The following is a 20,047-nucleotide window of genomic DNA, read 5'->3' as shown; positions in this document are numbered from 1 at the left end:
CACATAGGCGATCAGGTTCAGCTTTTGCGCCTGGGCCACGCTCATCCCAAGGATGGACACCTCGCCGCGCGCGGCGGGTACAAAGCCCATCACCGCCTTGAATAAGGTCGATTTTCCCGCACCATTCACCCCGACCAAAGCCGTGATCGAGCCTTTGGGCACGGTGAAGGATGCATCGCGCAGCGCGGTATGGCCGTTGCGATAGGTTACCGTCAAATCGCGAACAGCAATGCCCAAAGCGTCAGAGGTCACGTCACTCATCCTTCAATCCTGACACGATGGTCTGCGAGGTCACGCGCAGCAGATCCAGATAGCTGGGCACCGGACCATCGGGCGGTGACAGGCTGTCGACATAAAGAACACCGCCATAGCGCGCGCCGGTTTCGGCGGCGATCTGTTTGGCCGGGCGATCCGAGATCGTGCTTTCGGAAAAGACGACGGGAATTTTATATTCCTCGATCAGATCAACGACCCGGCGCACCTGCTGGGGCGTGCCCTGTGCATCGGCATTGATCGGCCAAAGATACAGCTCATTCAGGCCGAAATCCCGCGCAAGATAGCTAAAGGCGCCCTCAGATGACACAAGCCAGCGCTTATGTTCGGGCAGATCGCGCGCAGCAGCCCGCAGCGGCCCGATGGTCGCGGTGACCTGCGCCTTATAGGCGGCGGCATTGGCGCGATATTGGGGGGCGTGGACCGGATCGTGCTCTGACAGCGCCTTTTCGATATTGTCGATGTATATCAGCGCATTCTCGAGCGACATCCAGGCATGTGGATTGGGCTGGCCCTCATAGGCGCCGCCGCCAATCTCGATCGGGGTGACGCCTTCGGTCAATGTGGCCGAGGGGATGTCGCCCATGTTGCGCAGGAATTGCGCAAACCACGCCTCAAGGCCTAAACCGTTCCACAAGATCAGATTGCTGCCGCGTGCGGCCACCAGATCGCTTGGGGTCGGCTCATAGCCGTGAATTTCTGCGCCAGGCTTGGTGATCGAGACGACATCGGCACTGTCGCCGGCAACGTTACGGGCCATATCCGCGATCACGGTAAAGGTGGTGACAACCTTGAAATCTGCAGCGATTGCGCTGCTGCCAAGCAAAAGGGGGGTGATGCTCGCAAAAGCTGCGATGCGGCGAAGAAGCGTTCTGAAATGAGGGGCCATGGGCTTTCTGTTTCTGCTTTCTCACAGCTTCTGCGAATCATTCGCAACTGTCAAGCTAGTTGCAATCCTCTCGCAACTGAGGCACAAATAGCCATGACGATTGAAGACCGCGCCCGAACTTTTGAAGATGCCCTGCGCCGCTCTGGTGTGCGCATTACCCGCCAACGCGCCGCTTTGCTGGCAGTCTTGGCGGATACGGATGATCACCCCGATGCCACGACCCTGCATGCCCGCGCGACGGCGGCGGGGGCTGGGGTGTCGCTGGCGACGGTCTATCGCACGCTGAGCGAGCTAGAGACGCAGGGCTTGATCCATAAGGTCGAATTCGAGGGTGAGCCCGCACGCTATGAACCCGCCGATCAGCGCCATCATGATCACATGATCGATGTTGATACCGGGCAGGTCATGGAATTCTTCAACGAACGTATCGAACGATTACAGGCCGAGATCGCCGCTGAAATGGGCTATGAGATCTTGCGCCACCGGCTAGAGCTGTATGTCAGGAAGCTGCCGTGAGTGATGCGGAACTTGTGGTCTATGACAAGATCATCTCGGATCGAGGGTCACGTTATGCGGTCTCGGGTGGGATTGCGCATGATCGCGCGCAGGTCGATGCACATTTAACCCAGCTTTGCCGCAATAAGCGTTTTGCCAAGGCCACGCATCATTCCTGGGCCGCCATTCTGGGGGGCGAGGGCGTCAAGGATGACGATGGTGAAGCAGGGGCCGGGGCACTGATTTTGCAGATGCTCGAACGCGCGGGCCTGACCGATCATGTGGTGATCGTGACGCGCTGGTATGGCGGCAAGCACTTGGGCGGGGATCGTTTTCGACATGTTGCGGATGCGGTGCGCCATTACCTGGCCGAGCGCGGCTAGGGCACGATCTTCAGTTAAGCAGCCAGCGCCATTCGCCGCGCTCGAGCATCCATTGCGCGATCAGGCTGATGCGGTCAAAGGCCAAAAGCGCGGCAAAAAGGATCAGACCCAACCCCATGACCGGCTGAAGCTGCGCGAATTTTTGGCGATGGCGGCCAAGCCAAGGCAACAGCGCCGTGGAAAAGCCCGCAATCAGCACGAAGGGCAGGGTCATGGCCAGGCCATAGACCAACAGAAAAAGCGCCCCTTGACTGCTTTGACCGGTTTGCGCCGCCAGAACCAGAATGGCTGCCAGCGCGGGGCCGACACAGGGCGTCCAGCCAAAACCAAACGCCAAACCGCCAAGATAGGCAGGTAAAATCCCGCCGCCACCCATCCGCCGGCCCATCAGCGGATGGCCAAAACGCGACAGCCCCCTTGGCAGCGGTATGCCCAACAGCCCCAAGCCCAGCAAGGCAATGATCAGCGCGCCAGCCCATCGCAAAATCTGGTGCCATTCCAGAAAAAGCTGACCAAGCGCGCTGGCCCCGAGCCCCAGAAATACGAAAATCGTGGTGACACCCGCCGCGAAAAACAGCGCGGCCAGCATCAGATGGCGGCGCATGCGGGCGGGCATATCATCGGCGCGCAGCTCGGCCAGCGTGATCCCGCCCAGATAGCACAGATAGAACGGCACCAGCGGCAAAAGGCAGGGCGAGGCAAAGGACAAAAGCCCTGCCGCCGCCGCTGTCCAGATCCCGCTCATGCCCGGCCCTGCCGTCGAGATCAGCGTGTCAGGTTCAAGACATTCATCTCGGATTCAAGATGGGGCTGCGGCAGGATAATGCGGGCATGGGTTTTGCTCATTACTTCGAATACGCCTGCATCGGGAAAGAATTGCTCTCCGGTGCGGGTATCGATCTGGTCTGGCAGCTCATGATAGGCGGGCGGGTTCGAGCCGCGGATATAGTCCGTGCCCAGATAGACGATGCGGTCGCCGTCGCGGTGCAATGTCCCGCGCGTCAGTTGCGAGCCCGTCTGTTTTTCAAAGACCAGCTTGCCATCCTCTTGCCGGATTTCACAGCGATAGGGGGGATAGATCACGCCGGGCAGATTACCGCCCACCTTGGTCATATTGCATTGCCACTGCCCGACCAGCTCATCGGTTTTGACATCCTGTGGTGCCTCGGGCGCGCCGCGCAGCGCGGCGATCAGGGCAAAGACGGTCTCATTGTCGCCATCATTGAACGCCTGACGCAAGGCCGTGCCATAGCTCAGGTCAAGCGAGGCCAGCCGCCTGACGTCATCGGAACGGATCTGCGTGCCATCCTGCAAGCGCTCAGATGCCCGCACCGGGCCTGTCAGCGCAAGAGTGGCGGAACTTATCATCAGGCACAGGGCGGCAAAGCGGCTCGTTCTTTGTCGGCGAAACATTGTGTCGGTTCCTTTTGCGTCAGGCCTCTGGCCCTATCGCATGCACCCGCAACAGGTCCAGCGGCACGATCTCAAGAGCGCGTGAGTGGGTCGCCTCAAGTACGACTTTTGGCGCAGCGAATTCCTCGGCTGCTTGCAGGAAGCGCGCGGCGCAAAGGCACCAGCGGTCTCCCGGTTTCAGGCCAGGAAACCGAAACTCGGGGCGTGGCGTGCTTAGGTCATTGCCAAGATATTTCGAGAAGGCCAGAAATTCGGCCGTGACCCTGACGCAAACCGTATGGCTGCCGTGATCTTCTGGCCCGGTATTGCAGCAACCATCGCGATAAAACCCGGTCAAAGGATCGTTCGAGCAAGGCTGAAGCGGCCCGCCCAAGACATTCACTGAATCGTCCATGATAGCCTTTCTGCGTCTGTGGGTTTTGAGATACGGCTCGGCTAAGCCGCGTGCCGATCGGATTATTTGAAACGCTCGGCAAGGGCGCGCAGCTTGTCAAAGGCCGAAGGGGGCTCGGCGTTGGGGGGCGCCTCTTTGCTTGGCGGGGCGGGATCGGCTTTGGCGGCACCCGGCTTGGCGGGCTGGTCCAGTTTGCCAGCGCCTGCGGGGCCGCTGGAGGGGCGCTGGCTGCCGGAATTGCGTGCAGGCGTGACCCGGGCGGCCACCGCGTTCAAAAAGCGCGCCTCGTCGCCGCGCGCCAGATCCGCCGCACCGTCCGAGATCCCGCGCAAGATATCCTCGATCAGGTTTTCTTCGGCCTTGGCGAAATCAGACAAGACATAGGCTGCGACGCGGTCTTTATGGCCGGGGTGCCCGATTCCGATCCGCAAGCGACGATAGGCCTCGCCAATATGTTGGTGGATCGAGCGCAGCCCATTGTGACCCGCATGGCCACCACCCGTTTTCAGGCGCAGTTTGCCCGGCGCAAGGTCCAACTCATCGTGCATGACGATGATATCGGCGGGTTCAAGCTTCAGATAGCGCATGGCCTCGCCGACCGATTGGCCAGAAAGGTTCATAAAAGTTGATGGTTTTAGCAGCGTCACCCGCTCGGATCCCAGCCGCCCTTCGGAGATTTCCCCCTGAAAACGTGTCCGCCAAGGCGTGAAACCATGATCCGACGCCAGTCGGTCCAGGGCCATGAAGCCGATATTATGACGGTTTCCGGCATATTTTGTGCCCGGATTCCCTAAACCTACGATAAGCAGCATTGTTCAACCTCCTGCGGATGCCTAGATAACCGCGTAGTCCAGAAGGGGCAATTTTTATCCGTCTCTTGCTCTTGGAACCGGGCGTTACTAAGACTCTGTCAAGCTTTCGCGTTTAAGACTGCAGGTTCGAAGCAAGGTTTGCAGTGAGCGGCGCGAAAAAAACGGAAGCGGGCAAGGGCCACAGGCAGGGAAATACATGCAAGATCCGGCAGAATTCTATATGAACACGCTCGTTCCGATGGTTGTCGAACAGACCAGCCGTGGGGAACGCGCCTATGATATCTTCTCGCGCCTGCTGAAAGAGCGGATTATTTTCGTCTCGGGTCCGGTCCATGACGGGATGTCGACGTTGATTTGCGCGCAATTGCTGTTCCTTGAGGCGGAAAACCCGACCAAGCCGATCAGCATGTATATCAACAGCCCCGGCGGCGTCGTGACCTCGGGTCTGTCGATCTATGACACGATGCAATATATCCGCCCGCGCGTGTCGACGCTGGTGGTGGGGCAGGCTGCCTCGATGGGGTCGTTGCTGCTCTGCGCTGGTGAAAAGGGTATGCGCTATTCACTTCCCAACAGCCGCGTCATGGTTCACCAGCCCTCGGGCGGTTTCCAGGGGCAGGCCACTGACATTTTGATCCACGCGCGCGAAACTGAAAAGTTGAAGCGTCGCCTGAATGAAATCTATGTCGAGCACACCGGGCGCAGCCTAAGCGAAGTTGAAGAAGCGCTGGAGCGCGACCGCTTCATGTCGCCCGAAGAGGCCAAAGAATGGGGTCTGATCGATGAGGTCATGAGCCCGCGCGGCAAGGCCGATCCGAACGCTTAAGGCGGGCTTGGCGCTAAAATTGAACGCTTTTGGGGATTGTGACCGAATGTCGCGATCCCTAACATGAAACCGAGGGCTTGGACGATAGCTTGTCCAAACGCGGCGCGAACCGGACCTGCAGGTTTTTCTGCAATTCCGGCATAGGAGCAAGGAACTGAACGATGGCGAACCAGCCCGGCGGCGACAGCAAAAATACGCTCTACTGCAGCTTCTGCGGCAAGAGTCAGCATGAGGTCCGCAAACTTATCGCTGGCCCGACCGTATTCATCTGTGACGAATGCGTCGAGTTGTGCATGGATATTATCCGTGAAGAGACCAAGACCTCTTCGCTGAAATCCGGCGATGGCGTACCGACGCCGCGCGAAATCTGTGCCGTTCTTGATGATTATGTCATTGGACAGGAACATGCCAAGCGCGTGCTCTCGGTCGCGGTCCATAACCACTACAAACGCCTGAACCATAGCTCGAAAAGTGATATCGAGCTGGCAAAGTCGAATATTTTGCTGATCGGCCCGACGGGTTGCGGCAAGACGCTGCTGGCGCAAACGCTGGCGCGTATTCTTGACGTGCCCTTCACCATGGCGGATGCAACTACGTTGACCGAAGCAGGCTATGTTGGTGAAGATGTGGAAAACATCATCCTCAAACTGCTGCAGGCATCCGAATATAACGTCGAGCGCGCGCAGCGCGGCATCGTCTATATCGACGAGGTCGATAAGATCACCCGCAAATCGGACAACCCTTCGATCACGCGCGATGTCTCGGGTGAGGGTGTGCAGCAAGCGCTGCTGAAGATCATGGAGGGCACGGTTGCCAGCGTTCCGCCGCAAGGTGGCCGCAAGCATCCCCAGCAGGAATTCCTGCAGGTCGATACGACCAATATCCTCTTTATCTGTGGCGGTGCTTTCGCGGGATTGGAACGGATCATCGCGCAGCGCAACAAGGGCACGGCGATGGGCTTTGGCGCTTCGGTCAAAGAGCAGGATGATCGCGGTGTCGGCGAGCTGTTCAAAGAGCTGGAACCCGAGGATCTGCTGAAGTTCGGCCTGATCCCCGAATTCGTCGGGCGTCTGCCCGTGATCGCCACGCTGAGCGATCTGGACGAAGAAGCGCTGATGATCATTCTGACCCAGCCCAAGAACGCGCTGGTCAAGCAGTATCAGCGCTTGTTCGATCTGGAAAACGTCAAGCTGACCTTCACAGAGGATGCGCTGACTGCGATTGCCCGCCGGGCGATCAAGCGCAAAACCGGCGCGCGTGGCTTGCGCTCGATCATGGAAGATATCTTGCTGAACACCATGTTCGACCTGCCCGGAATGGACAGCGTTAGCGAGGTCGTGGTCAATGAGGATGCTGTCGAAAATCCGGCAGCCAAGCCTTTGCTGATCCACGCAGAAGCAAAAAAAGAGCCGGCGGCTTCTGCTGGTTGACCCAGATGTAAGGAAAGGCCGCAGCGGGACCTCGCTGCGGCCTTTCTGTTTTGACGAACGCGTTCTGGAGCAGGGCGACACAATCGGCTTGGACGCAGATCGGTACTGGACCTAGGACTCGGGATTTGCGATACCCGATGCGATTTCTTGAAAAAGGCCTGAACATGTCTTTGATCTCTCGCGTGACGACTTGGTGGAAGGGACAGACGCTGAATACTCAGGTCTGGACCGCGCTTTATGGCGAAAAGGTCGGCGAGGACGATCAAGGAAACATCTATTACCAGTCGGGCGGCGGCAAGCGTCGCTGGGTCATCTATAATGGCGAATCTGAGGCCAGCCGTGTTGGCTCGGATTGGCACGGATGGCTGCATTTCACCTATGATCAGCCCCCGACCCAGGATCCATTGCGCCATAAAAGCTGGGAAAAACCTCATCGCCCGAACGAAACCGGCACGATCGAGGCCTATCGCCCGCAAGGCTCGCTTTATAAAGCCGAGCCTCTTGTGCGGCGCGATTATGATGCGTGGCAGCCGGACTAAGTGATGACCACTGCGGCAGAGCGTGCCGAGCTTTGGGTTGGCGCTGCGGTTCTTGCGGTTGCGGCGGGATTTTTAGGCTGGTCTTTGTCCGGGGGCAGCGCGATCGGCGCGCGTCTTGGCGGCAGCTATGAATTGCGTGCAGCCTTTCCCAATGTCGATGGCATCGAGGCCGGAACAGATGTTCGCATTGCCGGGGTGAAAGTTGGACGGGTCAGCTCGATCAGGCTGAACCCTGAAACATATTTTGCCGAGGCGGCTTTGTCATTGCCGCGAAATGTTCTTTTACCGACGGACACAGCGGCCTTGATCCAATCTGATGGGCTGCTGGGTGGCGCTTATATCGAATTGCAGCCGGGCGGGGCGGCGGATGACCTTTCCCCCGGTGATGAGATCGAGGATGTCCAAGGTGCGGTCAGCCTGATCTCGCTTTTGATGAAATTCGTCGATTCACAATCCTCGACTGGGGAAAAACCATGACACGCTGGCTTTTGGCTTTGATTTTGTCCTCGGCACTGACAGTGCCGGCCCTGGCGCAAGACGCCGTCGATGGGGCTGAGGATGAGGGAGAGTTCCAGGATCCGGCAATGCTTCCGGTCCCTGCTGAACCTTCTGCGGCCGAGCGTCAGGCCGCAGCGGCTGCGCAGCTGAAAGGCGCCAAGACCCAGCGCGCGCCGGGTGCCAAGCTGCGGGGCTTGGATAAAATCACCGGAAAGACCCAAGATATTACCCTTGCCAACGGCGAGGCATTCGCGCTTGGGCGGTTGGAAATCCGCCTTGGTGAATGCCGCTTTCCGCAGGACAACCCCAGCTCGGATGCTTATGCCGAGCTGATCGTGAATGATACGACATTGAATCGTATGGTCTTTTCGGGGTGGATGATTGCCTCATCCCCGGCCATCTCGGCCCTGGATGATGCGCGCTACGATGTCTGGGTGATGTCCTGCACCAGCGCGTGACTGCTGATAAGCGGTAGCGAGGCAAGTTTCAGCGGCGCATCCGCAACTGCCGCCGCCAACATCCGTCGATAGCTTTGCCGCGGAATTTCGCGCCCGCCCATACTTTGCAGGTGTGGGGTCAGATATTGCGTGTCAAACAGGGTGAATCCGGCATTGCGGAGCAACCAATCCATCCACAAAAGCGCCGCCCGCGATCCGCTGGTCTGGGTTGAAAACATGCTTTCGCCGAAATAGGCGGCCCCGACTGTAACGCCGAAAATGCCACCTGCAAGCGCGCCGTCTTTATAGACCTCTAGGGCATGGGCATGTCCGTGATCATGCAACTCGCGGTAAAGTCGCTTAAGCGGCATGTTGATCCAAGTTTGATCACGTGCAGCACAATGTTCGACAACGGCGTCGAAATCTTCGGCATGCCGCGCGCTCCAATTCGACTTTCGCAGATCGCGCCGAAGCGAGCGGGCCGCATGCAACTGTCCCAGTGGAATGATGCCGCGCGGATCAGGGTTGAACCAATAGAGCTGATCCGTGCCCGCACCAGCTGCCATTGGGAAAAGCCCGCGCGCATAGGCCGTCAGCAATTCGGAAGCGCTTAACATTGGGGCACCAAAGCTGATCGCAAACACACCTTGGCAAGTGGCGGGCGAAGAGAGATACGAAAAGGCCCGCCGCAATCATGCGCCGGGCCAGCTAAGTTAGCTGTTGGCTTGCTGGCGTGCCAGCCATTGTTCTAGCCAATGGATCGAATAATCACCGGCCTGAATGTCGGGATCATTGACCAAAGCATTGAACAACGGAACAGTTGTGTCGATGCCATCGATGATCAGCTCACCCAAAGCGCGCGAGAGGCGGGCCAGGGCTTCGGGCCGATCACGACCATGCACGATCAGCTTGCCGATCAAGCTGTCGTAATAGGGCGGGATCCGATAGCCGTCATAGATTGCGGAATCGATGCGCACCCCAAGGCCACCAGGGGCGTGATATTGGGTCACGGTCCCGGGGCAAGGTGCGAAATTCGGCAGCTTTTCCGCGTTCAGACGGACTTCGATCGCATGGCCGCGGATCTTGAGATCGTCTTGCTGGAACTCCATCGGATAGCCGGCGGCGACCATGATCTGCTGACGCACAAGATCGACGTCGAAGATCGCCTCGGTCACGGGATGCTCGACCTGCAGGCGGGTGTTCATCTCGATGAAGTAGAATTCACCGTTCTCGAACAGGAATTCGATCGTACCAGCACCGGCATATTGGATCTTGGCGCAGGCATCGGCGCAGATCTTACCGATCCGGGCGCGCTGCTCGGCGGTGATGACCGGACCCGGAGCCTCTTCAAAGACCTTTTGGTGGCGGCGCTGCAGCGAACAATCGCGCTCGCCCAGGTGAACCGCGCGGCCATTGCCATCGCCAAAGACCTGGATCTCGATATGGCGCGGGGTCTGAAGGTATTTCTCGATATAGACATCGGGATTGCCAAAAGCGGCTTTGGCTTCTGCACGTGCGGTACGGAAAGCCACCTCAAGACCGCTGGCATCTTCGGCAACTTTCATGCCGCGTCCGCCGCCACCTGCGGTTGCCTTGATGATTACCGGATAGCCAATCTCTTGGGCGACCTGCAATGCATCATCGACGGTATCGACGCCACCAGCCGAACCCGGCACGCAGGGAACGCCCAGATCGCGCATGGTCTCTTTGGCGGTGATTTTATCGCCCATGATACGGATATGTTCCGCGCGCGGGCCGATAAAGGTGATGCCGTGATCTTCCAGCATCTGGGCGAAATGGGCGTTTTCCGACAGGAAGCCATAGCCCGGGTGCACAGCCTGCGCACCGGTGATTTCGCAGGCCGAGATGATCGCGGGCATCGACAGATAGCTGTCCGCCGAAGGCGGCGGGCCGATGCAGATCGATTCATCTGCCATGCGTACATGCATTGCATCGGCATCAGCAGTTGAATGAACCGCAACCGAGGCAATGCCCATTTCGCGACAAGCGCGGATAACACGCAGCGCAATCTCGCCGCGGTTCGCTATCAGGATTTTGTCGAACATGCTGGCTGGCCTCACTCGACCACCATAAGGGGGGTTCCAAATTCGACGGGGGTGCCATCCTCGACAAGAATACGACGCACGGTACCTGCGCGGGGCGCGGGGATGTGGTTCATCGTTTTCATGGCTTCGATGATCAGCAGCGTATCACCCTCTTTGACCTGTTGGCCGATTGCTGCAAAGGCCGGCGCGCCGGGTTCGGGCGCAAGATAGATGGTGCCGACCATGGGCGACGTAACCGCACCCGGCAGGCTTGCCGGATCGGCGCTTGCAGCAGGGGCGCTCGCAGCTGCGGCGGCCGGTGCGGCAGTAGGGGCCGGGGCCGCAACCGCGGCAGCAGCCGGAGCCGCACCTTGCACCACAACCTGCTTGGCATGTTTGGAAAGGCTGACCGTCAGGCGGTCGTTTTCGCCATATTCGCGCTTGACCGAAAGTTCGCTCAATTCACTGCGGTTGAGAAGCTCTGCCAGCGACTGGATGAACGCAACGTCGCCCTCATGCGCGCGTGCCTGCGATTCATTCTGTTCGTGATCTTTGCTCATGCGGTCCTCTGCCCATTCAATTATGCCGCGTGCATTTGGCGCGGCGTTTGCAGCCTTATAGACTGTCCGTGCCTCTAAGGAAAAGAGATTTACCTCAATTCCTGCGTTTCCAGCGCCGGTGAATCCACAACCACTGCTCCATATGCAGCCGGATCAGCGCCTCAAGGTCGTCGTTAAGGTGCTGCATCATCTGTGCAGGATCTCCCAAGGGGACCGGCTCACCGACTTGAACGCGAAAGCTTAGCCCATCCTCTTGGCGAATACCTGCAACCGGCACCACAAGCGCGTCATAGCGAATGGCCAGTTCGGCCGGTGTCAGTACGGTTTTCGTCGGCAGGCCAAAAAATTGCAATTCGGCACCGCGACCATCGAACTGATCAAACCCAAGCGCAAGCCAGCCGCCGCCCTTGAGAAAACGCAACATCGCCGCCAAGCCCGAGCGTCCGCGTGGGAAGAGCGGCTCGGCGATGGATTTCATGGCGGGGATGTAATGCTCGTTGAACGCCTCGTTATTCATGGGGCGATAGAGCGCGCCAATCGGCCAGCCCTTGGCGTGAAGCGCCGCGCGAAAGGCATCGTAATTGCCAAAATGCGCGCAGGCGATAATCACCGGCCGGCCAGTTGCCGCAGCCTCTTCCAGCGCGGGAAGGCCCGGCCCATACAGCGGATTGCTGGCCTGAATGCGCGCGGTAAACTCGCGGCCCGAGTAGATCTCGGCGATTGAGCGTCCGGCATTATTGGGCACAGCGCGCGTCAGGCGGCGAACTTCGGCGGCATCCAGATCCGGGCGTGCCAGGGCCAGATTTGCACGAATGCGTTTACGCCAGCCTGCCACCGGGCCAAGGATATGCGCGAAAAACCAGCCCACCGCCGGGATGCGACGTTCATAGGGCAGGGCTTTGGCCAATGCCATCAGCGTCAGAAAGGCGGCATTGCCGATCCTGTCGCCGATTGGCGGCTTGTCGTCGATCTCGTCGCTGTCTTGTGTCATTGCGCCTTTTTCATGGCTTGTGCCTCGCGTGCCCAAACATAAAGCCCCGCTGAGACAACAACAACCGCACCGAAAAGGGTCCAGAAATCGGGGATGCTTCCCCAAAATAACCAGCCCCAAAAGCCTGCCCAGACCAGACCCGTATAGCCAAAGGGCGCCACGGCTGAAGCCTCGGCCAGGGTAAAGGCGCGAATCAGCAAGGCTTGCGCGATGGTGCCGAACAGACCCACGGCGACAAAGGCCCAGATATCATTGGCCGCGATGGGCTGCCAAAAGAAGGGCACGAAAAGGGACGTGGCGATGGTGCCGATGGTGGCTGTCCAAAGCACAGAGGTCGCGGTGGAATCGGCGCGTGCCAACCGCGTCAAAATTGCGCCGCCCGCATAGGTGAAAGCGCCCAAAAGGGGCAAAATCGCGGCAGGTTGAAAGACACCCGCTCCGGGGCGGATGATGATCAATGCCCCGATTAGGGCGACGATAATGCCAACAAGGCGTCGCGGCCCGATGGATTCGCCTAAAAACAGTGCCGCACCAAGCGTGATCAGGACCGGGTTGCAGTCCATGATCGCTGTGGCTTCGGCCAGTCCGATATAGGCCAGTGAGGTAAAGAACAGCCCGACCGAACCCAACTGGGCAAGGCCGCGCAAAAGCTGGATCTGGGGGCAGGCCGAACGGATGGTGCTGCGCAGTCGCGGCCCGACAAAGATCAGAACAACCGCGAAATTAATGAAAAAGCGCGACCAGACGATTTGCACGGGGTGATAGCGCCCGGCCAGATATTTCGCCGTCGCATCCATCAAGGTGAAGCTGAAAATCGCCAAAAGCAGCAGGATGATCCCCTGCGTTTGCGCAGAATGGCGGCCGTTGCCGTGATCTGGCGCCGCGAGGCCCACCAGCGATTTGAACCGTCCCAGCGCCGACATCTGCGTCTTTCTTTTTCGTGTCCCGTCACTGAATACGCCGGGCCCTGTTATAGAGCCCGGCGTATTTATATTTCTAGATCAATGGATTGCCCAATCTATCTCGGGCAATCTCTGATCAACCCAGCAGGGCGGTGACTTTGGCCACCACGTTTTCCGCGGTGATGCCGAACTCTTTGTACAGCGTCGGGGCCGGGGCAGATGCGCCAAAGCCCGTCATGCCGACAAAGGCCGACTTATCTGCATTGCCACGCTCGCCCAGCAACAGCCAATCCCATGGCATACCGATGGCAGCCTCGATCGCGACACGCACGGTATCACCCGGCAGAACCTCGGCACGGTAATCAGCAGGCTGATCGCGGAACAGCTCCATCGACGGGACCGAGACCACGCGGGTCGGGATGCCCTGAGCCTCGAGCGTCTCGCGCGCGGCGACTGCGATCTCGACCTCCGAGCCGGTCGCCATCAGAATGGCTTTGGGCGCGGCGCTGGCCTCGCGCAGCACATAGGCGCCGCGAGCGGTCAGGTTTTCCTCGCGATGCTCGACGCGCAGCGTCGGCAGGTTTTGGCGCGACAATGCCAGAACCGAGGGGGTCGATTCCGTGTTCAGTGCCAATTCCCAGGCTTCTGCGGTCTCGATCACGTCACAGGGGCGGAATACCCAAGTGTTAGGGGTCGCGCGCAGCATGGCAAGATGCTCGACCGGCTGGTGGGTCGGACCATCCTCGCCCAGACCGATGCTGTCATGGGTCATGACATAGACGACCGGCAGGCCCATCAGCGCCGACAGACGCATGGCGCCACGGGCGTAATCTGTAAAGGTCATGAAGGTTCCGCCGTAAGGGCGCAAACCGCCGTGCAGCCAGATCCCGTTCATCGCCGCAGCCATAGCATGTTCGCGAATGCCGTAATTGACATAGCGACCCTTGCGATCGGTGGCCGAGAAGTTGCTCATGACCTTGGTTTTGGTGTTGTTCGACCCGGTCAGGTCGGCCGATCCGCCCATGGTTTCCGGCAATTCGGTGTTGATGATTTCCAACACCATTTCACTGGCTTTGCGGGTCGCGACTTTCGGCTTGGTTTCGCTGGCCTGTGCTTTTAGCGCGGTCAGGGCGGGGCTCAGTTTCTCGCTGATCTCGCCCGAGATGCGGCGGGCGAATTCTTCGCGGGCCGGACCGTTCATCGCATCAACGCGCGCGTTCCAGGCTGCACGCGCTTCGGCACCCTGAGCGCCAATCGCACGCCATTCGTTCAAAATATCCGCAGGGATTTCAAACGGGCCGTGCTCCCAGCCATAGGCTGCGCGGGCGGCGGCGATTTCTTCGGCACCCAGCGGCGCACCATGCGCACCCGATGTGTCTTGTTTCTTGGGCGCGCCGAAACCGATCAGGGTTTTGCAATCGACCAGAACCGGACGCTCATCTTTGCCCGAGGCGGCATCTGCCAAGGCGCGCTCGATATCGGCGGCATCATGGCCGTCACATGACAGCACGCGCCAACCCGAGGCTTCAAAGCGCTTGTGCTGATCGGTTTTATCCGAAAGCGAGACGCGGCCATCGATGGTGATGTCGTTGTTGTCCCACAAAACGATCAGGTTTTTAAGCTGAAGATTGCCAGCCAGGGCAATGGCCTCTTGGCTGATCCCCTCCATCAGGCAGCCGTCGCCGGCAATGACCCAGGTTTTGTGGTGGCACAGCTCTTGGCCGAATTGTGCGCGCATGGCTTCTTCGGCGATGGCCATACCAACGGCGGTCGCAATGCCTTGGCCAAGCGGGCCGGTGGTGGTTTCAACACCTTCGGCATGGCCGTATTCAGGATGGCCTGCGGTGATCGCGCCCCATTGGCGGAAGTTCTTGATCTGCTCAAGGCTCATCTGCTCGTAGCCGGTCAGATGAAGCAGGGCATAGATCAGCATCGAGCCATGACCAGCCGAAAGGACGAAGCGGTCACGGTCGAACCAGTTCGGCGCCGAGGCGTCGAATTTGAGATGGTTGCGAAATAGCACCGTCGCGACATCCGCCATGCCCATCGGCATGCCCGGGTGACCAGAGTTTGCGGCTTCTACGGCATCCATGGCAAGAACCCGGATGGCGGTGGCGAGACGCCAATGCTGAGGATCGGCCTGACGGCGTTCGGCGATGTTCATGACGGTTTTCCATGAAAGTTGTGGCGGCGCCTTCTGATAGGCGGGGCAGCGTCCGGTTGCAACCAAAAGCCGCCCAGATGACAGAAGGTGACGCGAGATGTTCCGTTTGCGGGGCGATTGAGGAATAAAATCCCGCCTCTTTTGGCAAAAGGACATGAGAGTTTCGCCAAAACGGCAAAAGCCGCGCTGGATCTGACGGCGATCCGTGCGGGCATGGCCATGTCATGACGTCATCAAAAGCGCGTGCGCAATCAGGCGGCACACCCAACTGCGACGACAACGGCCACCTCAATCAGTTGAGTTTTGGCGATTGCCCTTTGCCAAAGGATGGTGGTTCAACACCAATTCGCGCATCCTTGTATCCAGCACATGGGTATAGATTTCGGTCGTGCCCAGATCGGCATGGCCCAAAAGCGTCTGGATGGCCCTTAGATCTGCGCCGCCTTCCAGCAGATGCGTGGCAAAGGCATGGCGAATGACGTGGGGCGAAACGCGCGTTGGATCGATGCCCGCGGCTGCCGCAATCTGGCCGATCAAGCCGTGAAAAGCCTGTCGGGTCATATGACCTTCGGCGCTGGCGGCCGGGAACAGCCAGCGGGCACCACGGCCATTGACCAATTTCCCCAAGGCACTGTCGGCGGGGCTATTGTCACGCATCGCCAGCCAGGCGGCCAAAGCAACACGGGCCGGGGGGCTTAGGGGAACCATCCGCTCTTTGCCGCCCTTGCCGCGGATCAACAACAATTCCGGATTGCCGCGGCAATTGCTGACGGGCAGCTCGACCAATTCGCTGACGCGCATGCCCGTGGCATAAAGCATCTCGAACAAGGCCAGATTACGCGTGCGTTCGACCGGGTTACGCCCGACATTTGAGATCGCATCGAACATGGCCGAGATCTCATCGCGGCTTAGGGTGCGGGGCAGGCGTGCCGCGCGGCCGGGACCGCTGATGCGCACCGCCGGGTCATCTTCGCGCCAGCCCTCGGATTGGGCAAAGCGCGTGATCTGGCGGATGGCCGACAACCGGCGCGCCCGCGTCGCCCGCGACAGGCCCTGAGCATCGCAAAAGCCAAGGTAATCCTCGATCCCGTCGCGCGAGACACGCATCAGGCAGGCGTCATGCCGCGACAGCCATTCGACAAAATCGCGCAGATCGCGGCCATAGGCCAAAAGTGTATTGCGCGCCGCGCCCGCTTCGGCGGCCTGCGCATCCAGGAACGCCGAGATCCGGCGCAAATCCTGTGTCAACGTACCGCCAGCCTTGGCCGGAGCAATGGGATCTGTTGGCATCTCAGGTGCGCTCACCTTGCGGGCTCGGTCAGAAGCGAGTTCAGCATCAACTCGACTGCCGCTTGCCGCGCGATCTCGGTCTGATCAAGCGCGATGAGCGTGCGCAGACCCTGTGCCGCGCGATTGCTGTCGCCATTCACCCCGGCATTGACCGCATCCAGCGCCGCAAAAAGCGCTTCACCGCGCCGGTTTTCGGCAATCAAGCCCGAGGCCGCATCCGACAGCGGGGCTTGGGAAGAAAATGCCGAAGCGATGGTTGTGGCCAAGGCCTCATCCCCACCCGCAGGTGGCGTCAGGCTGACCGCCTCGCCGCTGGCAAATGCAACCAGCCAGCGATCAAATGCGGTGGCCTGGGTCGGAAGCTGCTCGATGGTTTGGGGCTGATTGGCCGCCAAAGCCAACCACATCGCAAGGCTGCCCGCCCGGCCCGCCGGGGCCAAAGCCGCCGATTGCGCCCCGACCATATCTGCCAAAGCATAGATCAGCCCTGCCTGATGCATTGCATCAAAGGCAGCGGGCAGACTGGCTTCAAGCGCGTCCTTGTCGCGATTTGCCAGCGCGTCTTCCAGCGCCTGAACAGCCGCAACCCGGTCCCAGACACCGCCCGAGGCCGCCGGTCCTTGCAAAAGATAAATGTCGCGCAGTTGAGAGGCCGGGACGGCGCCCGCACGGGCCAATCTCTCGGCGGCCTCAAGCTGGGCCTTCCAGCCGCCATTGTCGTCTAGATCGAAAAGCGAGAAAGCCAGTGGCAGATTGGATGGGGGCAGGGGCTGGCCCACCGCCTCATGCAGGCGATAAAGCAGCGGCGTGACCGTGGCCGGTGGCGGCAAGATCTCGTCGCTGTCGGCATAGCCATCGTCCAGGAAATGCGACAAGAGCCGCGCGGTATCGCTGTCGATCTGGCCAAGCGTCTCGGCGCCATATTGCACCAAAGAGGCCGCAGCCCAATCCCCTCTGAGAGCGAGGCAGAAAATGCGCGCCGAAAAGCTGGGGGCAATGCCGGGGGTCAGGTCCATGATCTCGCAGGCCTGGGCCTCATTGGCCGACAGCAAAGCAATGTCAAAGAGGCGGCGAAACCGATCGGGATCGCTGGGGCCTGCGGTTTGCAGCAGCTCTTGGGCCGCACCGGTGGCGCCCATATCCAGCAGCTTGTCCACGCGCGCCAAAAACAGCACGCCCTCGTCCTCTTTGTTGATGACGGAAGGCGGGTCCAGCCGAGCGGCCAGTACGCGGCGCAACAGACGGCGCAAAGCTGGCAGCTGGGGGTCTTGGGCAAGCACTTGGCGCGCCAGAAGCGCCCCATCGCTTGAGCCCCACAGATCCGCAGGCAGTCCCGCGGTGCGCGCTGATACCGTTCCCAGACTATCGGGATTGTTCGATCCAAGCCGGGTCACGCCCACAGGCTCGACCGAGCCGGTACGGGCAAGATCCTTTTTCTGGGCCTTCACGCTGTCTTTGGGGCGGGGGTCGCCGGGGCGCCAGCTGGATTGATTGGGCGCCTCTTGCACCGTGCCGGAAAGCCAATCACTTGCCGACAGGGGCGGGCGCGCCGCCCCTGAGGTCGGTTGTGCCGCGCAAATCGCGGCAATCACCAAGATTTTCGGATCAGTCCAGGTCATTAGTTTGTTCAGGCGCGGCGGCTGGCGCCTCGCTCTCGGCGGGGGGCTGGTCGGTGCCTTCAGCTGCGGCATCGGTGCCCGTCGTGGCTTCAGCAGCAGGCGAGGTTTGCGTGGTCGTCCCCTCGGTTGGTGTGGCCGCACCCAGATCCAATTGAACCGGAACGCGCATTTCCTTGGGCGCGGCATTCATGTCGCCCAGATAAGCATAGCCTGTCAGCCCGCCAATCGCGAGAATCAGCAGTACAATGATCAGTCCCAGAAGCCGCATATCAGGTCCTTTTGCCTCAAGATCGTCTTTTCACAGCCGGTTCTACGCCGGTCGCTCTGGAATATATATGGCATTCCGATAAAGATCACGCCATTCAGTCGCTGGAAACTTGCTAAAAACCCAAAGGACCGGAAATGCGCCGCAATATTGTGCTGATCGGAATGATGGGGGCCGGAAAGACTGTGATCGGCACCGATCTGTCCCGTAAGCTCCACTTGCCCTTCGTCGATACGGATGCCGAAATCGAGCGCGCGGCCACCATGACAATTTCGGAAATCTTTGCGCGCGACGGCGAGGCTTTCTTCCGCGCACGCGAATCAGAGGTCCTGTCGCGCGTTCTTTCTGGGCGGGGCTGTATCGTGTCGACCGGAGGGGGGGCGTGGATCCAGCCGCATAATCGCGAGGTCATTGCCAAAAACGGAATAGCCGTCTGGCTGCATTGCGATCTTGAGACATTATGGCACCGCGTCAAATTGCGCCCAACCCGCCCCTTGCTGCAAACGGCCGATCCCAAGGGCACGCTGGCGCGGCTGATCGCCGAACGCGAGCCGATCTATGCCCAGGCCGATATCAAGGTGGTGGCGCAGCGCCATGACACGGTCGATGACACATCTAACCGCGTGATCGAGGCAATCCGCGCGGCCTATCCCGAAGTGCTGGAGAAGAAATGAGCGTTCAAAAGGTTCACGTCGATCTGGGCGAACGCGCCTATGATGTCGAAATCGGTCAGGGCCTGATCCATCAGGCCGGGGCGCGTATTTCCGCACTGTTTGGCCAAAGACGTGCGGCGATCATCACCGACGAAACCGTCGCGGGACTGCATCTGGCAAGTCTGCAGGCCTCTTTGGCACAGGCCGGGATCAAGGCCGAGGCTTTGGCATTGCCTGCGGGCGAGGGCACCAAATCCTGGGCAGAGCTGGGGCGCGCGGTGGAATGGCTCTTGTCGCAAAAGGTCGAGCGCAAGGATCTGGTGATCGCGCTTGGCGGCGGGGTCATTGGCGATCTGGCGGGTTTTGCGGCCGCCATCTTGCGGCGCGGCGTGCGGTTTGTGCAGATCCCCACCACCTTGCTGGCGCAGGTCGACAGCTCGGTCGGGGGCAAGACCGGCATCAACAGCCCTCATGGCAAGAACCTGATCGGCGCCTTCCATCAGCCCTCATTGGTCTTGGCGGATATCGATGTACTGGACACGCTATCCAAGCGCGATTTCCGCGCGGGCTATGGCGAGGTCGCCAAATACGGGCTTTTGGGGGACGAGAACTATTTCGAATGGCTTGAGACAAACGGGCCTTTGCTGAGCTCGGATGCGGATTTGCGCGCCAAGGCGGTTCAGCATGCCGTCGCCATGAAGGCGGGTATCGTGCAGCGCGATGAAACCGAGCAGGGCGAGCGCGCCTTGCTGAACCTTGGCCATACATTCGGCCATGCGCTTGAGCAAACCACCGGCTATTCAGATCGCCTTTTGCATGGCGAAGGGGTCGCGATTGGCTGCACCTTGGCCTTTGATTTGTCGGCACGCATGGGCCTTTGCGCGCAAGAGGCCCCCTCGCGGGTCGCGGCTCATTTTGCCAAAATGGGACTGCCGACCCGAATTGCCGATATTGCCGGTGATATTGCCGATGATGAGGCGCTGATTGCCCTGATGGGGCAGGATAAAAAGGTTCAGGACGGCAAGCTGCGCTTTATCCTTGCGCGTGGCATTGGTCAGGCTTTTGTCACTGATCAGGTCGATCCGGTGCTTTTGCGCGAGGTCTTGCGCGCGTCGCGGGCCTGATCCCGGCACCTGCTCATATGGCCTGATCACATGGCCTGATCATTT

General features: G+C 59.9%; 24 protein-coding genes. 9 read left to right on the top strand and 15 right to left on the bottom strand.

What is annotated here, in order from left to right; genetic code table 11:
* The coding region (locus tag RTS12_RS08680) for an ATP-binding cassette domain-containing protein (protein ID WP_312527532.1) at nucleotides 1-261 on the bottom strand (261 nt) is incomplete at its 3' end.
* Nucleotides 254-1,162 (bottom strand): metal ABC transporter substrate-binding protein, encoded by a 909-nt coding sequence (locus tag RTS12_RS08675; protein ID WP_312527530.1) that lies wholly within the window; start codon nucleotides 1,160-1,162, stop codon nucleotides 254-256. The genes RTS12_RS08680 and RTS12_RS08675, both read right to left, overlap by 8 nt.
* A 93-nt stretch (nucleotides 1,163-1,255) precedes the next feature.
* On the opposite strand from RTS12_RS08675, the gene RTS12_RS08670 reads away from it, so the two are divergent.
* The gene (locus RTS12_RS08670; RefSeq protein ID WP_312527528.1) at nucleotides 1,256-1,678 is read left to right on the top strand and encodes a Fur family transcriptional regulator; all 423 of its coding nucleotides are present in this window, start codon (nucleotides 1,256-1,258) and stop codon (nucleotides 1,676-1,678) included.
* Complete coding sequence (locus RTS12_RS08665) at nucleotides 1,675-2,040, top strand: YigZ family protein (protein ID WP_312527525.1); 366 nt, start codon at nucleotides 1,675-1,677, stop codon at nucleotides 2,038-2,040. The genes RTS12_RS08670 and RTS12_RS08665 overlap by 4 nt, the downstream gene beginning before the upstream one ends.
* A 10-nt stretch (nucleotides 2,041-2,050) precedes the next feature.
* On the opposite strand, the gene RTS12_RS08660 is transcribed toward RTS12_RS08665, so the two are convergent.
* The 4 genes from RTS12_RS08660 to pth form a co-directional block, all read right to left on the bottom strand.
* Complete coding sequence (locus RTS12_RS08660; protein ID WP_312527523.1) at nucleotides 2,051-2,785, bottom strand: cytochrome c biogenesis CcdA family protein; 735 nt, start codon at nucleotides 2,783-2,785, stop codon at nucleotides 2,051-2,053.
* Between the two features lie 20 nt (nucleotides 2,786-2,805).
* Nucleotides 2,806-3,453, bottom strand: a complete 648-nt coding sequence (locus tag RTS12_RS08655; protein ID WP_312527521.1) for a DUF4893 domain-containing protein — start codon at nucleotides 3,451-3,453, stop codon at nucleotides 2,806-2,808.
* A 19-nt stretch (nucleotides 3,454-3,472) separates the two neighbouring features.
* Nucleotides 3,473-3,847, bottom strand: coding sequence for a DUF2237 domain-containing protein (locus RTS12_RS08650; protein WP_312527519.1), 375 nt, complete (start codon nucleotides 3,845-3,847; stop codon nucleotides 3,473-3,475).
* Nucleotides 3,848-3,909: 62 nt separating this feature from the next.
* Nucleotides 3,910-4,659: an aminoacyl-tRNA hydrolase gene (gene pth, locus RTS12_RS08645; RefSeq protein WP_312527517.1), complete on the bottom strand. Its 750-nt coding sequence runs from the start codon at nucleotides 4,657-4,659 to the stop codon at nucleotides 3,910-3,912.
* Between the two features lie 196 nt (nucleotides 4,660-4,855).
* Between pth and RTS12_RS08640 the strand changes: the two genes are divergently transcribed.
* The 5 genes from RTS12_RS08640 to RTS12_RS08620 all read left to right on the top strand — a co-directional run bounded on the left by RTS12_RS08640 (nucleotide 4,856) and on the right by RTS12_RS08620 (nucleotide 8,410).
* Entirely contained in the window at nucleotides 4,856-5,485 is a 630-nt protein-coding gene (locus RTS12_RS08640) for an ATP-dependent Clp protease proteolytic subunit (RefSeq protein WP_312527515.1), read from the top strand.
* Between the two features lie 161 nt (nucleotides 5,486-5,646).
* A complete protein-coding gene (clpX, locus tag RTS12_RS08635; RefSeq protein ID WP_312527513.1) occupies nucleotides 5,647-6,915 on the top strand; it encodes an ATP-dependent Clp protease ATP-binding subunit ClpX in 1,269 nt (422 codons plus the stop codon).
* Between the two features lie 164 nt (nucleotides 6,916-7,079).
* Complete coding sequence (locus RTS12_RS08630; RefSeq protein WP_312527512.1) at nucleotides 7,080-7,454, top strand: NADH:ubiquinone oxidoreductase subunit NDUFA12; 375 nt, start codon at nucleotides 7,080-7,082, stop codon at nucleotides 7,452-7,454.
* 3 nt (nucleotides 7,455-7,457) lie between these two features.
* Nucleotides 7,458-7,931 (top strand): outer membrane lipid asymmetry maintenance protein MlaD, encoded by a 474-nt coding sequence (gene mlaD, locus RTS12_RS08625; protein WP_312527510.1) that lies wholly within the window; start codon nucleotides 7,458-7,460, stop codon nucleotides 7,929-7,931.
* On the top strand, nucleotides 7,928-8,410 hold the full coding sequence (locus RTS12_RS08620) for a DUF2155 domain-containing protein (RefSeq protein WP_312527508.1): 483 nt from the start codon (nucleotides 7,928-7,930) through the stop codon (nucleotides 8,408-8,410). The genes mlaD and RTS12_RS08620 overlap by 4 nt, the downstream gene beginning before the upstream one ends.
* Here RTS12_RS08620 and aat read toward each other — a convergent pair.
* The 9 genes from aat to RTS12_RS08575 all read right to left on the bottom strand — a co-directional run bounded on the left by aat (nucleotide 8,374) and on the right by RTS12_RS08575 (nucleotide 18,228).
* A complete protein-coding gene (aat, locus tag RTS12_RS08615; RefSeq protein ID WP_312527506.1) occupies nucleotides 8,374-9,006 on the bottom strand; it encodes a leucyl/phenylalanyl-tRNA--protein transferase in 633 nt (210 codons plus the stop codon). The two genes, RTS12_RS08620 and aat, sit on opposite strands and share 37 nt — an antisense overlap.
* A gap of 96 nt (nucleotides 9,007-9,102) precedes the next feature.
* On the bottom strand, nucleotides 9,103-10,455 hold the full coding sequence (gene accC, locus RTS12_RS08610) for an acetyl-CoA carboxylase biotin carboxylase subunit (RefSeq protein ID WP_312527504.1): 1,353 nt from the start codon (nucleotides 10,453-10,455) through the stop codon (nucleotides 9,103-9,105).
* Between the two features lie 11 nt (nucleotides 10,456-10,466).
* Nucleotides 10,467-10,994 carry an acetyl-CoA carboxylase biotin carboxyl carrier protein gene (gene accB, locus RTS12_RS08605; protein ID WP_312527502.1) on the bottom strand — a complete coding sequence of 176 codons (528 nt, stop codon included), beginning with the start codon at nucleotides 10,992-10,994 and terminating at the stop codon, nucleotides 10,467-10,469.
* A gap of 94 nt (nucleotides 10,995-11,088) precedes the next feature.
* Nucleotides 11,089-11,985: a lysophospholipid acyltransferase family protein gene (locus tag RTS12_RS08600; protein ID WP_312527500.1), complete on the bottom strand. Its 897-nt coding sequence runs from the start codon at nucleotides 11,983-11,985 to the stop codon at nucleotides 11,089-11,091.
* Nucleotides 11,982-12,908, bottom strand: coding sequence for a DMT family transporter (locus RTS12_RS08595; RefSeq protein WP_312527499.1), 927 nt, complete (start codon nucleotides 12,906-12,908; stop codon nucleotides 11,982-11,984). Before RTS12_RS08595 ends, RTS12_RS08600 begins: the two co-directional genes overlap by 4 nt.
* A 115-nt stretch (nucleotides 12,909-13,023) precedes the next feature.
* Nucleotides 13,024-15,051: a transketolase gene (tkt, locus tag RTS12_RS08590; protein ID WP_312527497.1), complete on the bottom strand. Its 2,028-nt coding sequence runs from the start codon at nucleotides 15,049-15,051 to the stop codon at nucleotides 13,024-13,026.
* A 288-nt stretch (nucleotides 15,052-15,339) separates the two neighbouring features.
* The gene (locus RTS12_RS08585) at nucleotides 15,340-16,341 is read right to left on the bottom strand and encodes a tyrosine recombinase (protein WP_312527495.1); all 1,002 of its coding nucleotides are present in this window, start codon (nucleotides 16,339-16,341) and stop codon (nucleotides 15,340-15,342) included.
* An 11-nt stretch (nucleotides 16,342-16,352) separates the two neighbouring features.
* Nucleotides 16,353-17,960 (bottom strand): hypothetical protein, encoded by a 1,608-nt coding sequence (locus RTS12_RS08580; protein ID WP_312527493.1) that lies wholly within the window; start codon nucleotides 17,958-17,960, stop codon nucleotides 16,353-16,355.
* Nucleotides 17,947-18,228, bottom strand: coding sequence for a hypothetical protein (locus tag RTS12_RS08575; RefSeq protein ID WP_312527491.1), 282 nt, complete (start codon nucleotides 18,226-18,228; stop codon nucleotides 17,947-17,949). The genes RTS12_RS08580 and RTS12_RS08575 overlap by 14 nt, the downstream gene beginning before the upstream one ends.
* A 134-nt stretch (nucleotides 18,229-18,362) precedes the next feature.
* Here RTS12_RS08575 and RTS12_RS08570 point away from each other — a divergent pair, with 134 nt between their 5' ends.
* Both RTS12_RS08570 and aroB read left to right on the top strand, forming a co-directional pair.
* The gene (locus RTS12_RS08570) at nucleotides 18,363-18,899 is read left to right on the top strand and encodes a shikimate kinase (protein ID WP_312527490.1); all 537 of its coding nucleotides are present in this window, start codon (nucleotides 18,363-18,365) and stop codon (nucleotides 18,897-18,899) included.
* Entirely contained in the window at nucleotides 18,896-20,002 is a 1,107-nt protein-coding gene (aroB, locus tag RTS12_RS08565) for a 3-dehydroquinate synthase (RefSeq protein ID WP_312527485.1), read from the top strand. The genes RTS12_RS08570 and aroB overlap by 4 nt, the downstream gene beginning before the upstream one ends.
* Nucleotides 20,003-20,047: the final 45 nt, after the last annotated feature.

The sequence above is a fragment of the Paracoccus sp. (in: a-proteobacteria) genome (assembly GCF_032007265.1).
Lineage (GTDB): Bacteria > Pseudomonadota > Alphaproteobacteria > Rhodobacterales > Rhodobacteraceae > Paracoccus.
This window is presented reverse-complemented; position numbering and strand designations above follow the sequence as displayed.

What these genes read in the sequence shown, in the direction of transcription:
- RTS12_RS08650 (WP_312527519.1), bottom strand. Translation starts at nt 3,847, where the DNA reads ATGGACGATTCAGTGAATGTCTTGGGCGGGCCGCTTCAGCCTTGCTCG.
- RTS12_RS08585 (WP_312527495.1), bottom strand. Translation starts at nt 16,341, where the DNA reads ATGCCAACAGATCCCATTGCTCCGGCCAAGGCTGGCGGTACGTTGACA.
- RTS12_RS08580 (WP_312527493.1), bottom strand. Translation starts at nt 17,960, where the DNA reads ATGACCTGGACTGATCCGAAAATCTTGGTGATTGCCGCGATTTGCGCG.
- RTS12_RS08620 (WP_312527508.1), top strand. Translation starts at nt 7,928, where the DNA reads ATGACACGCTGGCTTTTGGCTTTGATTTTGTCCTCGGCACTGACAGTG.
- RTS12_RS08575 (WP_312527491.1), bottom strand. Translation starts at nt 18,228, where the DNA reads ATGCGGCTTCTGGGACTGATCATTGTACTGCTGATTCTCGCGATTGGC.
- RTS12_RS08595 (WP_312527499.1), bottom strand. Translation starts at nt 12,908, where the DNA reads ATGTCGGCGCTGGGACGGTTCAAATCGCTGGTGGGCCTCGCGGCGCCA.
- clpX (WP_312527513.1), top strand. Translation starts at nt 5,647, where the DNA reads ATGGCGAACCAGCCCGGCGGCGACAGCAAAAATACGCTCTACTGCAGC.
- RTS12_RS08600 (WP_312527500.1), bottom strand. Translation starts at nt 11,985, where the DNA reads ATGACACAAGACAGCGACGAGATCGACGACAAGCCGCCAATCGGCGAC.
- tkt (WP_312527497.1), bottom strand. Translation starts at nt 15,051, where the DNA reads ATGAACATCGCCGAACGCCGTCAGGCCGATCCTCAGCATTGGCGTCTC.
- RTS12_RS08675 (WP_312527530.1), bottom strand. Translation starts at nt 1,162, where the DNA reads ATGGCCCCTCATTTCAGAACGCTTCTTCGCCGCATCGCAGCTTTTGCG.
- RTS12_RS08640 (WP_312527515.1), top strand. Translation starts at nt 4,856, where the DNA reads ATGCAAGATCCGGCAGAATTCTATATGAACACGCTCGTTCCGATGGTT.
- accB (WP_312527502.1), bottom strand. Translation starts at nt 10,994, where the DNA reads ATGAGCAAAGATCACGAACAGAATGAATCGCAGGCACGCGCGCATGAG.
- accC (WP_312527504.1), bottom strand. Translation starts at nt 10,455, where the DNA reads ATGTTCGACAAAATCCTGATAGCGAACCGCGGCGAGATTGCGCTGCGT.
- pth (WP_312527517.1), bottom strand. Translation starts at nt 4,659, where the DNA reads ATGCTGCTTATCGTAGGTTTAGGGAATCCGGGCACAAAATATGCCGGA.
- aat (WP_312527506.1), bottom strand. Translation starts at nt 9,006, where the DNA reads ATGTTAAGCGCTTCCGAATTGCTGACGGCCTATGCGCGCGGGCTTTTC.
- aroB (WP_312527485.1), top strand. Translation starts at nt 18,896, where the DNA reads ATGAGCGTTCAAAAGGTTCACGTCGATCTGGGCGAACGCGCCTATGAT.
- mlaD (WP_312527510.1), top strand. Translation starts at nt 7,458, where the DNA reads ATGACCACTGCGGCAGAGCGTGCCGAGCTTTGGGTTGGCGCTGCGGTT.
- RTS12_RS08630 (WP_312527512.1), top strand. Translation starts at nt 7,080, where the DNA reads ATGTCTTTGATCTCTCGCGTGACGACTTGGTGGAAGGGACAGACGCTG.
- RTS12_RS08670 (WP_312527528.1), top strand. Translation starts at nt 1,256, where the DNA reads ATGACGATTGAAGACCGCGCCCGAACTTTTGAAGATGCCCTGCGCCGC.
- RTS12_RS08570 (WP_312527490.1), top strand. Translation starts at nt 18,363, where the DNA reads ATGCGCCGCAATATTGTGCTGATCGGAATGATGGGGGCCGGAAAGACT.
- RTS12_RS08660 (WP_312527523.1), bottom strand. Translation starts at nt 2,785, where the DNA reads ATGAGCGGGATCTGGACAGCGGCGGCGGCAGGGCTTTTGTCCTTTGCC.
- RTS12_RS08655 (WP_312527521.1), bottom strand. Translation starts at nt 3,453, where the DNA reads ATGTTTCGCCGACAAAGAACGAGCCGCTTTGCCGCCCTGTGCCTGATG.